The sequence below is a fragment of the Halomonas saccharevitans genome (assembly GCF_900116405.1).
Classification (GTDB): Bacteria; Pseudomonadota; Gammaproteobacteria; order Pseudomonadales; family Halomonadaceae; genus Halomonas; species Halomonas saccharevitans.
Window position 1 is genome coordinate 25222 of sequence record NZ_FPAQ01000017.1, and the last position, 12109, is coordinate 37330.

Sequence of the window (12109 nt, forward strand, 5' to 3'; positions counted from 1 at the left end):
TTTTTAGAAATCTAGAAATTCTTTTTTGGAATATAAATCTGGAAGACCCGCACGCAAAAAGGCCCGCTTTCGCGGGCCTTTTTCCGACTGCCGTGAGGCAGTCACATCACGGTCGGTCGACGTTCAGTCGATGACCTTGATGTTGGAAGCCTGGAGGCCTTTCTTGCCCTGGGTGACGTCGAAGGAGACCTTCTGACCGTCTTGCAGGGACTTGAAGCCATCAGCCTGAATCTCGGAGAAGTGCGCGAACAGGTCGTCGCCGTTGTCGTCCGGAGAAATGAAGCCGAAGCCTTTAGTGTCGTTGAACCACTTGACGGTACCAGTAGCCATGATCGAATTCCTCGAATAGCGTTAGATTGTGCCGGGAATACCCGAGTTGCAGTGGGTAAAACAAGAAACTTTCACCGGGAAATCGACGCTATGAGCTTTCGATGACCGCTTGGACGTTCCAATTGCTAACCAACTGCGCGCATAGTGCGCCCTCCCCGAGGGCAGGTCAAACCTTATTTGCACCTCGTTACAAGAAAGTGAGAGAAAGGTGATGAAAGCGTGACGCGGTCGGAAGCGCCTCGGCTCGATCGTGTCACGACGAGCATCACGGCGACGCGAGGATCCAGGCCGCGGCCTTCTCGGCGATCATCAGCGTCGGCGAGTTGGTATTGCCGCTGGTGATGGTCGGCATGATGCTGGCATCCACGACCCTCAGCCCCCGCACTCCTCTGACGCGCAGGCGGGAGTCGACGACCGCCATGGGGTCGTCGTCGCATCCCATCTTCGCGGTGCCCACCGGGTGGAAGATGGTGGTGCCGATGTCGCCGGCCAGCCGCGCCAGGTCGTCGTCGCTCTGGTACTGCGCGCCGGGCTTGAACTCCTCGGGCTGGTACTTGGCGAATGCCGGCTGCTCGGCGATGCGTCGGGTAACGCGCAGCGAGTCGGCGGCCACCTGACGATCCTCCGGCGTGCTCAGGTAGTGGGGCGAGATGGCCGGCGCTTGGCGGGGATCGCGGCTCTTGATACGCACCGTGCCCCGGCTGGTCGGGTTGAGGTTGCACACGCTAGCCGTGATCGCCGAGAAATCATGCAGCGGCTGGCCGAAGGCCTCCAGGCTCAGCGGCTGGACGTGGTACTCGATATTGGGATGCGCGTAGGCCTCGGAGCTGCGCGTGAAGGCACACAGCTGGGAGGGCGCCATGCTCATCGGCCCGGAGCGCTTGAAGGCAAACTCCAGGCCGATCTTGGCCTTGCCGACCAGCGAGTTGGCCAGGGTGTTGAGGGTCCTGGCCCCCTTCAGGCGATAGACCGAGCGGATCTGCAGGTGGTCCTGCAGGTTCTCGCCCACCCCCGGGAGGTCGGCCACCACCGGGATGTCGTGCTCGGCCAGCAGGTCGGCCGGGCCGACACCCGAGAGCTGCAGCAGCTGCGGTGAGCCGATGGCCCCGGCAGAGAGAATCACCTCGCGGTGGGCGGTCGCCGTGACGCTCTCGCCGGCCCGTTCGACCTTGACGCCGCGGCAGCGCGGCTCGTCCTCCTCGCCTGTCGCGAACTCCAACCCCCGCACCTGAGTGGAGTGCCACAGGGTCAGGTTGTCGCGCTTCTCGACGCCGCGCAGGAAGGCCTTGGCGGTGTTCCAGCGCCAGCCGGCGCGCTGGTTGACCTCAAAGTAGTCGACCCCCTCGTTGTCACCACGGTTGAAGTCGCGGGTGCGCGGGATGCCGGCTTCCACGGCGGCGGTGGCGAAGTCGTCCAGCACCTGCCAGCTCAGGCGCTGCTTCTCGACGCGCCATTCACCGCCATGGCCGTGGAAGTCACGGTGGGGAGCATCGGCATCGCCCCCGTCGTCCAGGCGATGGTGATCCTCATGCTTCATGAAGTCGGCCAGGCAGTTCTCCCAGCGCCAGGCATCATCGCCGGTGAGGTCGGCCCAGCCGTCGTAGTCGCGGGCCTGGCCCCGCATGTAGAGCATGCCGTTGATGCTGGAGCAGCCGCCGAGCGTCTTGCCGCGCGGATAGAGCAGGGAACGACCGTTCAGGCCCTGGTCGGGCTCGGTGCGAAACCGCCAGTCGGTGCGAGGGTTGTCGATGCAGTAGAGATACCCCACCGGGATGTGGATCCAGTGGTAGTTATCGCGTCCCCCCGCCTCGATCAGCAGCACCCGATTGGCCGGATCGGCGCTCAGGCGGTTGGCGAGCAGGCAGCCGGCGGTGCCAGCCCCCACCACGATGTAGTCGTATTGTTGTTGTGTCATGGCTTTTTCTCTCGGTTGGTGACGCTCAGTCGCGATGTTCCCTGTGCGCAGTAGGCTCGTCGACGCAGTGGTGGCGGCTCTCCAGCTGGACGGTGGCGTGGGAAAGGCCATAGCGCTCCACCAGCAGGGCGCGGATCGCCACCAGGGTGGCCTGGCGATCAGCGCCCTCGTCGATGGCCGCATGCAGCGAGACCAGGTGGCGCCCCGGCGTCAGCGACCAGACATGCACGTGATGCACGTTGCAGACCGCCTCGAGCCGCTCGGGAATCTCACGGCGCAGCGTCGAGGGATCGACCCCCTCCGGCGCGCCCTCCAGCAGGATATGCCCGGACTCCCGGGTCAGCTTCCAGGCGCTGCGCAGGATCAGCAGCGCCACCAGCACCGAGAGCAACGGATCGATGGGCATCCAGCCGGTGGCAAGGATCACCAGGGCCGCGACGATCGCCGCCACCGAGCCCAGCAGATCGCCCAGCACGTGCAGGGCGGCCCCGCGGATATTGAGGTTCTCGCGGTCGCCGAAGTGCAGGATGGCGAACACCACCACGTTGACCACAAGCCCCAGGCCGGCGATCACCAGCATGGTGCTGCCCACCACCTCCACCGGCGAGAGCAGCCGGCGGATCGCCTCGATGAGGATCCACACCACGATGGCGATCAGCGTCAGGCCGTTGACGAAGGCGGCCAGGATCTGCACCCGGTGGTAGCCGAAGCTGCGTTTCTCATCGGCCGGCCGGCGGCTGATGCGCGCGGCGAACCAGGCAAGCGCCAGGGCCGCGGTGTCGGTGAGCATATGGCCGGCATCGGCCAGCAGGGCCAGCGAGCCGGAGAGAATGCCCCCGACTACCTCGGCGACCATGAAGCCGCCGGTCAAAAGGATCGCCCAGAACAGCCGACGCTGGCTGTCCAGCCCGGAGTGAGGTGTGGCGTGATGCGAATGATGATGGTGGTGATCGTGTGCCATGTGCCCTCCCTTGCCAGGCGTCCAGCTTACCGCAACGGGGCCGGTGAAACGGCCCTCACCGCGCGACGCCCAGCATCGAGCCGACCCCGTCTTCCGTCACGCGAGCGTCAGCCGAGCAGCGGCGCCGCCAGTAGCCCACCGGGAAGATCGCGATCACGAACCCGAGCTCCACCACCAGGTTGGTGGAGGCCAGCATGAAGGCCAGGGAGGGCGCCAGGCCGGCGCCCTTCTGGAAGAGCGCCCGGGTGGTCGCCAGGGCCGCGAAGCTGCAGGAGCTGGAAATGAAACCGAAGAAGCTGGCCAGCAGCATGCTGCGCGGACCGTCCGTGCCCATGGCGCGCTGCATGCGCTGCCGGGTGACCAGCACCTGGATCAGGCTGCTGATCAGATAGCCCAGGGCGAAGGCCCAGAGCGCCATCCAGAAGAAGCCCAGGCTGGTAAGGGCCGCTTCGTTCCAAAGCGAGAGAAAGTGCGCCGTCATCCGCTTCTCCTTTGACGGTCATCGAAAAGGGCGGGCCGGGTGTCCCCGGCCCGCCATGGATGACGGCTAAGGCTAAACCTTTGGGTTGCCCAAGGGTCAAGTCGGCGGCGTTCAGGGCTGCGACAGGAAAGGCGCGCCGAGTGGGTCACATGACCGGCACGCCGATGAGCCACGCATGCAGATAGAGGGCGAACACGACATAGGCCGCCAGGCCGATCACCACGGTCGCGACGGTGCCGACCACGCTCGGGGCGGCGATCTCGGGCCGCGGGCGACGACGGGCCGCGCGGAAGTCGAGCACCGCCCACAGCAGGAAGGCGCCGAAGAGCACGATGTCGGAAAGCCGCCCGTTGGCCAGCAGGTGGGCGAAGGCCCACAGCTTCACCGCCAGGATCATCGTATGGCCGAGCTTCGCCTTGAGGTGGTTGCGCGGCACATAGGCCGCCACCAGCAGCACGAAGGCAGGTATCATGAACAGCGAGACGACATGGCGAAGGCCCAGTGGCGGCTGCCAGACCCAGACCGGGTCCAGGCGCGTCTGGCCGTAGCCCCAGATCGCCAGTGCCAGGCCGATGATCGAGACCACCGAGTAGGCCGCCTTCCAGGGCAGCTCGCCCATGCGCTGGATCTGGGCGCTTCGCCAGTCGTCAGCCAGGATGCGCACCGAGTGCATACCGAGAAAGATCAACAGGCCGAGCAGCATCACGGTCATGGTCAGGGTCTCCATCGGGGAAAAGGGGGTAATGTGGAACATAACCGCCGCCAGCCTAGTCGGTTGACTCGACCGCGACCAGTACCATCGGCCGCCACGGCTCATTGATGCAAAGGACTGCCATGTCTCGCGACACCGCCCCCCTTCCCGAGGTCCTCGCCGGCCCCATCCTGCGCCGCCTGAGCACGCAACGCCTGGTGATCTGGCTGGTGGGCTCACGTCCCCTCGCACCGAGCCTGATGCTGCACCCGGTCGGGCACACCCCGCGCCGTCTGGTGCTCAACGATTCGCGTCTCAGGCGCCTGCCGCTGGGTCGCCACGCCTGGCTGCACCTGATCGACGTGCCCCTCGAGACTCCCCTGCCCCGGGGCGTGCGCATCGACTACGACCTGAAGCTGCCCGGCGAGGCGGGGGCGACCAGCATCGCCGACTGGGCGCCCCACCTGCTGCACGAAGGCGCGGCGCATCCCTGCTTCGTGCTCGCCGAGCGCCACGGCCGGCTGCTACACGGCTCCTGCCGGCGCCCCCATCACGACGGCCCGGACGGCCTAGTGCGCGCCGACACCTGGCTCGCCGAGCGCCGCGACGCTCCCGAGGCCTGGCCGGCCTGGCTGCTGATGACCGGCGACCAGGTCTACACCGACGACGTGGCCGGCCCGATGCTGGTGGCCGTCCACGGGCTGATCCGTCGCCTGGGGCTCTTCGACGAGACCCTGGAGGGCGCCACCGTGGCCGACAGCCAAGCGCTCTACGACGATCCCGCCAGCTACTATCGCCGCGAGGCGCTGCTCCCGGAAGCCGAGAGCAGCGAGAAGGTGCGCAAGGGCTTCTTCGGCGGGGCGCGCAAGCCAGTGTTCACCTCGGCCAACGCCCACAATCACCTGATGAGCTTCGCCGAGGTGATCGCCATGTACCTGCTGGCCTGGTCGCCGACCCCGTGGCGCCTGGTGGGCATGGAGGCGCCGGCGCTGGACGAGGACAAGGCCGCACTGTTCCGCGGGGAGAAGGCGGTGATCGGCCGCTTCGCCGAGGGCCTGCCCGCCGCCGCCCGGGTGATGGCCCACCTGCCCTCGCTGATGATCTTCGACGATCACGACATCACCGACGACTGGAACCTCACCGCGGACTGGGAAACCACCGCCTACGGCCACCCCTTCTCGCGGCGGATCATCGGCAACGCCCTGCTGGCCTACCTGCTCTGCCAGGGCTGGGGCAACGACCCGGACCGCCTGGCCACGCCCCTAGATGACGCCGCCGGGCTGCTTTCGCGCGCCGCCGACCATCAGGGCTGGCTGCCTGCCGGAGAGCAGGACGCCGTCATCGAGCGGCTGCTGCGCTTCCAGGGCTGGGAGGTCGAGGTCGAGGGCGACCCGAAGCTGGTGATCCTCGACACCCGCACCCGGCGCTGGCGCAGCGAGCAAAGCCCCGCGCGCCCCTCCGGCCTGATGGACTGGGAGGCGCTCTCGGAGCTGCAGCAGAACATGCTGGGGGCTCAGTCGGTGGTAATCGTCTCGCCGGCGCCGATGTTCGGCGTCAAGCTGATCGAGACCATCCAGCGGCTCTTCACCCTGGCCGGCCGGCCGCTGCTGGTGGACGCCGAGAACTGGATGGCCCATCGCGGCGCGGCGAGCGTGATGATGAACATCTTCCGCCACTCTCGTACCCCCGGGCACTACGTGATCCTCTCCGGCGACGTGCACTACTCCTTCGCCTACGACATCCACATCCGCCATCGCCGCGAGGGGCCCAGGCTCTGGCAGATCACCTCCAGCGGGGTCAAGAACGCCTTCCCGGACACCCTGCTCGACTGGTTCGACCGCCTGAACCGCTGGCTCTATGCGCCGCGCTCGCCACTCAACTGGCTCACCAAGCGTCGGCGCATGGTGATCTCGCCCCGCGACCCCGACCGCGCAAGGGCCGGCGAACGACTCTGGAACGGCAGCGGCATCGGCCTGGTGGAGCTCGACGACCAGGGCCGTCCCAGCGACATCCGCCAGCTCGATGCCCGCGGCTTCGATGTCCGCTTTCCCGAACCGGAAAAGCGCTCGCCGCGCGGCTGAGCTCACCCGCTGGCACGCTCCTTCGTGCGATACGCTGGATGCGAAATCGAAATCAAGGAGTGCATGAGCCGGCGTGCCTTGAGATGCTGTCGACCGACATGTCGTCGTATACAAGGAGCGCGCGGTGAAGGACGAGAGCGTACTGCTGGACGAGCAGCTGGCCGTGCAGGAATTGATCGCCCGAGATACGCCCCTCGAGACCACCCTTGCAGCCATCGCGGGGGTGGTCGGTCGCCAGCTCGGCGACGCCCGGATAGCGATCATGGTGTTCGATCCCGTAACGCGCACCCTCGACATGGTGGCGGGCGAGCGCTTCTCGGCGGCCTTCCGACAGGCCGCGCAGCGTGTGCCGATCGACGCGCCGGCCGGCACCTGCGGGGCGGCCGCCGCGACCCGCCGGATCGCGATCACCGAGCACATCCCGACCGACCCCCGCTGGCAGGGCCTGCAGGCGCTGGCACGCGCCGAGGGGCTGGCCGCCTGCTGGTCGGTACCGATGATCTCAGCCAGGAGCGACCTGCTGGGCACCTTCGCGACCTATTACCCTACGCCCCAAGCGCCCAGCGAGGGCGAGAAGGCGCGGGTACGTCGCGCCGCCGGCCTGGTGGCCCTGGCCATCGAGCGCCACCGTGATCGCCAGGCTCGCTTCGAGGTGGAGCAGCGCTTTCGCTCGCTGTTCACCCAGCACCCCGATGCGGTATTCGAATTCGACCTCGACGGCCGGTTTATCAGCTGCAACGCCTCGGCCACGCGCATCACGGGCTTCAGCGAGGCGTGGCTCAAGGGGCAGCCCTATGATCGCTTCGTCGCCGCGGAGGAGCTGCCGGCCATCGACGCCGCCTTCGCGCGAGTCTGCCAGGGCGAAACCCAGCAGCACATTTACCACAGCACCGATGCCGAGGGACGGGCCTACACCCTGGAGGTCACCAACCTGCCCATCGTCGTCGATGAACGGGTGGTCGGCGTTTATGGCGTGGGGCGCGACATCACGCAGCGCCGCCAGCAGGAGCAGCAGCTGCGCCTGCTGGCCCGCGGCATCGATGCCAGCCGCAATGGCGTCATCATGGCCGATGCCAGCCTACCGGACATGCCGCTGGTCTTCGTCAACGAGACCTTCCAGAACATCACCGGCTATGCGCGTGACGAGGTCGTGGGCCGCAACTGTCGCTTCCTGCAGGGGCCGGATACCGATCCGGCGACCGTGACACGGCTACGCCTGGCCGTAGCCCAACGCAGCGAGATCCAGGTGACGCTGCGCAACTATCGCAAGGACGGCTCGGCGTTCTGGAACCACCTCTACCTGGGTCCGGTCCTCGACGACGAGGGCCACTGCACCCATATCATCGGCATTCAGCAGGATGTCTCGCGGGTACGCGAGTACGAGGATCGTCTCGCCCACCAGGCCAGCCACGACTCGCTCACCGGGCTGCCCAACCGCCAGCAATTCGTCTCGCGCCTGACCCAGCACTTCCGGCGCACCTGCCGGGAGGAGGGCTTCCTCGCCCTGCTCTATATCGACCTGGACGACTTCAAACCGGTCAATGATGGCCTCGGCCATCACATCGGCGATCGGCTGCTGGAGCAGGTGGCCCATCGTCTCACCGCCCTGCTCGCCCAGGGAGACATCGCCTCGCGACTGGGCAGCGACGAATTTGCCCTGCTGTTGACGGACGTCCACTGCGAGCGGGATGTGCTGGCGAGGGCCGAGGCGATCCTCTCCTCGCTGTCACGCCCCTTCGAACTCGAAGGGCACCGCCTGCACATCAGCGCCAGCATCGGCATCGCCTCGAGCCTGGATCCGCCGGGCCACGCGGCGGAGCTGCTCCAGTACGCCGACCTCGCCATGCAGGAGGCCAAGCAGCAGGGCCGCAACACCTGGCAGTGGTACGGCGACGAAGTCTCGATCCTGATGAGCGAACACGTCGAGATGCGCCTCGAACTGCAGGAGGCGATCCGCGAGGAGCAGTTTCTGCTGCACTATCAGCCCATCGTCGATGCGCACTCCGGCGCGGTGCGCAGCGTCGAGGCGCTGGTGCGTTGGAAACATCCCGAGAAGGGCATGATCTCGCCGGGGCTCTTTATCCCGCTGGCCGAGCAAACGGGACAGATCATCGCCATCGGGCGCTGGGTGCTGCAGCGAGCCTGCCAGGACATGGCCCGCCTGCACGCCGAGGGCGGGCCGGCGCTGCAGGTGGCCGTCAATATCTCGCCGCTGCAGTTCCGGCGAGCCGGTTTCCTCGCCCAGGTCGAGCAGGTCCTCGAGACTACCGGCTGGCCTGCCGACCGGCTGGAACTCGAGGTGACCGAAGGGGTGCTGATGTCCGGCACCGACCGGGCCATCGAGGTGCTGAATGCCCTGCGCCAGCGCGGCGTGCAGGTGGCGATCGACGACTTCGGCAGCGGCTTCTCCAGCCTTCGCTACCTGCGCCAGCTGCCGATCAGCAAGGTCAAGCTCGACCGCAGCTTCATCCACGACATCACCCACAACGGCGATAATGCCGCCATCGTTCAGGGGGTGATTACCATGGCCCATCACCTGGGGCTCAAGGTGGTGGCCGAGGGCATCGAGGTTCCGGAACAGCAGCGCGACCTCATGGACCGCGAATGCGACCTGCTGCAGGGCTTCCTGTTCTCTCGCCCCGTACCGCTCGATCAACTGACGCAACTGCCGATGCACCTGGCGCCCCCCAAGGCGTGATCTGCCGCTTACGCGTCCGACCGGGCTCTACGGCCAGGGCGGCTCCGGCGGCAGCGGTTCAGACGCTCCGGCGACGGCGCCAGAGCGCCAGCCCCGCGGCCATGACCAGCCAGGTCATGGCCGCGGCGACGGTGTCGTCGAGCACGATGCCAATCCCGCCGGGTAGCGCCTCGGCCTGGCTCACCGGCGCCGACTTGGTGATATCGAAGCCCCGATAGACCACGTAGGCCCCGGCCAGGGCCGCAGGATGGCGTGCCGTGGCCTGACCGAGCACCGCTACCGGAAAGGCGACGATCTCATCAAGCACGATGCGTCCGTCGTCCTTGGTGCCCAGCGCAGTCGCGGCCTGATGACAGACCGGCATGGCCGCCACCAAGAGCGCCGCCGTGAGGCCGAGCTGCACTCGGCGCGTGCGACCCAACAGCCACCAGGCGAGCGGCAGTCCCAGCAGCGAGCCGACCGTGCCCGGCGCCCAGGGCGAGAGCCCCAGGCCAAACCCCGTCGAAAGAGCCAACCATAGCGTGTCCATCCCTGCTCCCTATCATCCAAGAGGCGTGCCTCGAACGCCCGACACCATACGCCGGGCCCGGATCGCCGTCGACGCCGGCTTACGCCTTGGCCATCGGGCTTCGACAAGCGCCGCCCGGCGACGCATCATGGAGCGTTCATCCACCGACCCTGCCGGCCCCGCCCATGAGTAACGACACCCGGGAACGCAACCGACGCATGAACCACTTCGATGGCCACGACGAGATCTGGCTGTTCGGCTACGGCTCGCTGATCTGGAAGGCCGACTTCCCCTTCCTCGAGCGTCGTCCGGCCCATATCCACGGCTGGGTGCGTCGCTTCTGGCAGGGCTCTCACGATCATCGCGGCACCCCCGAGGCCCCAGGCCGGGTGGCCACCCTGGTGCGCGAGCCGGAGGCCATCTGCCACGGCATGGCCTACCGCATCGCCCCCGAAGTGCTGGGCCCGCTGGACGTGCGCGAGAAGAACGGCTACCTGCGCGAGCTGACCCGGCTGCACTTCGACGACAACGGCCAGCCGGCGAGCGCCGATGGGCTCCTGTATCTGGCCACCGAAGACAACGCCGCCTTCCTCGGCGACGCCCCGCTCGACGCCATCGCCGCACAGATCGCCCTCGCCCACGGCCCCAGCGGCCCCAATCGCGACTACCTGGTCCACCTGGCCCAGGCCCTGCGCGAACTCGGTGTGGATGACCCCCACGTGTTCGCGCTGGCAGCGCGCCTGCCCCACCCGGCGGGCGACGACTGCCCCCAACGCCGCCAATAACGATCTAAAAAAACATGGAGACGATCCTCCCATGAGCGTGACCCTCGACGACATCCGCCAGGCCGCCGCCCGCCTCGAAGGCAGCGTGGAGCATACCCCTTGCCTGCGCTCCGCGACCCTCTCCCGGCTCACCGGCTGCGACGTCTACATCAAGTTCGAGAACCATCAGTTCACCGCCTCCTTCAAGGAGCGCGGCGCGCTGAACCACCTGCTCTCGCTGTCGCCCGAGGAGCGCGCCCGGGGCGTGATCGCCATGTCCGCCGGCAACCACGCCCAGGCGGTGGCCTATCACGCCGCCCGGCTGGGCATCCACGCCACCATCGTCATGCCCCGCCACACCCCCAACCTCAAGGTGCGTAACACCCGCGACTTCGGCGCCGAGGTGCACCTCGAGGGCAACGGCGTCGACGAGGCCGGCGCCTACGCCCAGCGCCTCGCCGGGGAGCGCCACCTGGTCTTCGTGCACCCCTACGACGATGAACGAGTGATCGCCGGCCAGGGCACCATCGCCCCGGAGATGCTCGAAGCGGTACCCGACCTGGACTGCCTGGTGATTCCCATCGGCGGCGGCGGGCTGATCAGCGGCAACGCCGTGGCGGCCAAGGCCCTGAAGCCCGACATCGAAGTGATCGGCGTGCAGACTCAGCGCTTTCCGGCCATGCAGCAGGCGCTGGGCGGCGAGGAGGTCCACTGCGGACTGGCCACCCTGGCCGAGGGCATCGCCGTGAAGCAGCCCGGCCGGCTGACTCGCGAGATCGTGCGCGAGCTGGTCAGCGAGATCGTGCTGGTGGACGAGCCCGAGATCGAGCGCGCCATCCTGATGCTGCTGGAGATCGAGAAGAGCGTGGCCGAAGGCGCTGGCGCCGCGGGGCTCGCCGCCCTGCTCAGCGAGCCGGCGCGCTATCGCGGTCGCAAGGTGGGGCTGGTGCTGTGCGGCGGCAACATCGACATGCTGGCGCTCTCCTCGGTGATTCAGCGCGGCCTGGTGCGCTCCGGACGCATCGTGCGGGTACGGGTCGGCATACCCGACGTGCCCGGCTCGCTGGCCGAGCTGACCCAGCTGCTCGCCGAGCAGCGCGCCAACGTCATCCAGATCGCTCACCAGCGCACCTTCACCGATCTCTCGCTGCGCGCCACCGAGGTGGAGGCCACTCTGGAGACCCTGGGCAGCGACCACACCCGCGAGGTGATCGCCGCGCTGCGCGTCGAGGGCTACGACCCCGTGCTGCCCGCCAACGAAGTGCACCCGGACGAGCGCTGGGCCACCGATCCCGAGGGCCATCACTGAGATGACCACCCTGGCGCTCTATGTCGCCGCGGCCCTGGCCGAGATCGCCGGCTGCTTCAGCGTCTGGGCCTGGTGGCGGCTGGACAAGTCGGCCCTGTGGCTGATGCCGGGGCTCGCCAGCCTGGCGCTCTTCGCCTGGCTGCTGAGCCTCTCCGGGGCCGACTACGCCGGGCGCGCCTATGCCGCCTACGGCGGGGTCTACATCGCCACCTCGGTGGCCTGGCTGTGGCTGGTCGAACAGCGCCTGCCCGATCGCTGGGACCTGGCCGGCGCGGGCCTGTGCCTGATGGGCGCCGGCGTCATCCTGCTCGGGCCGCGGCCCGCAGCGTGATCTCCGGTACGGGGCGATCTCTGGCGGAGCACCGATGGCA

General features: G+C 67.8%; 11 protein-coding genes. 5 read left to right on the plus strand and 6 right to left on the minus strand.

Annotation, left to right across the window (positions count from 1 at the left end):
• Positions 1-123: 123 nt before the first annotated feature.
• From BM388_RS09270 to BM388_RS09290, 5 genes are all read right to left on the minus strand, one after another.
• Positions 124-330: a cold-shock protein gene (locus BM388_RS09270; protein ID WP_021818720.1), complete on the minus strand. Its 207-nt coding sequence runs from the start codon at positions 328-330 to the stop codon at positions 124-126.
• A gap of 265 nt (positions 331-595) precedes the next feature.
• Positions 596-2245 carry a GMC family oxidoreductase gene (locus tag BM388_RS09275; protein WP_089849397.1) on the minus strand — a complete coding sequence of 550 codons (1650 nt, stop codon included), beginning with the start codon at positions 2243-2245 and terminating at the stop codon, positions 596-598.
• A gap of 25 nt (positions 2246-2270) precedes the next feature.
• Positions 2271-3206: a cation diffusion facilitator family transporter gene (locus BM388_RS09280; RefSeq protein ID WP_089849399.1), complete on the minus strand. Its 936-nt coding sequence runs from the start codon at positions 3204-3206 to the stop codon at positions 2271-2273.
• Between the two features lie 55 nt (positions 3207-3261).
• Positions 3262-3687: a permease gene (locus tag BM388_RS09285; protein WP_245781511.1), complete on the minus strand. Its 426-nt coding sequence runs from the start codon at positions 3685-3687 to the stop codon at positions 3262-3264.
• A 145-nt stretch (positions 3688-3832) separates the two neighbouring features.
• Complete coding sequence (locus BM388_RS09290) at positions 3833-4399, minus strand: NnrU family protein (protein WP_089849401.1); 567 nt, start codon at positions 4397-4399, stop codon at positions 3833-3835.
• Positions 4400-4521: 122 nt separating this feature from the next.
• Here BM388_RS09290 and BM388_RS09295 point away from each other — a divergent pair, with 122 nt between their 5' ends.
• Positions 4522-6459 carry a metallophosphoesterase family protein gene (locus tag BM388_RS09295; RefSeq protein ID WP_089849403.1) on the plus strand — a complete coding sequence of 646 codons (1938 nt, stop codon included), beginning with the start codon at positions 4522-4524 and terminating at the stop codon, positions 6457-6459.
• Positions 6460-6583: 124 nt separating this feature from the next.
• Positions 6584-9157 carry an EAL domain-containing protein gene (locus BM388_RS09300; protein ID WP_245781512.1) on the plus strand — a complete coding sequence of 858 codons (2574 nt, stop codon included), beginning with the start codon at positions 6584-6586 and terminating at the stop codon, positions 9155-9157.
• Between the two features lie 58 nt (positions 9158-9215).
• Here the strand turns inward: BM388_RS09300 and BM388_RS09305 are convergent, their stop codons facing one another.
• The gene (locus BM388_RS09305; RefSeq protein ID WP_089849405.1) at positions 9216-9686 is read right to left on the minus strand and encodes a phosphatidylglycerophosphatase A family protein; all 471 of its coding nucleotides are present in this window, start codon (positions 9684-9686) and stop codon (positions 9216-9218) included.
• 164 nt (positions 9687-9850) lie between these two features.
• Here BM388_RS09305 and BM388_RS09310 point away from each other — a divergent pair, with 164 nt between their 5' ends.
• The 3 genes from BM388_RS09310 to BM388_RS09320 are packed head-to-tail and all read left to right on the plus strand — an operon-like array spanning position 9851 to position 12069.
• Positions 9851-10450 (plus strand): gamma-glutamylcyclotransferase, encoded by a 600-nt coding sequence (locus tag BM388_RS09310; protein ID WP_089849407.1) that lies wholly within the window; start codon positions 9851-9853, stop codon positions 10448-10450.
• Positions 10451-10481: 31 nt separating this feature from the next.
• Positions 10482-11738: a threonine ammonia-lyase gene (locus tag BM388_RS09315; protein WP_089849409.1), complete on the plus strand. Its 1257-nt coding sequence runs from the start codon at positions 10482-10484 to the stop codon at positions 11736-11738.
• 1 nt (position 11739) lies between these two features.
• Positions 11740-12069 (plus strand): YnfA family protein, encoded by a 330-nt coding sequence (locus BM388_RS09320; RefSeq protein ID WP_089849410.1) that lies wholly within the window; start codon positions 11740-11742, stop codon positions 12067-12069.
• Positions 12070-12109 lie beyond the last annotated feature (40 nt).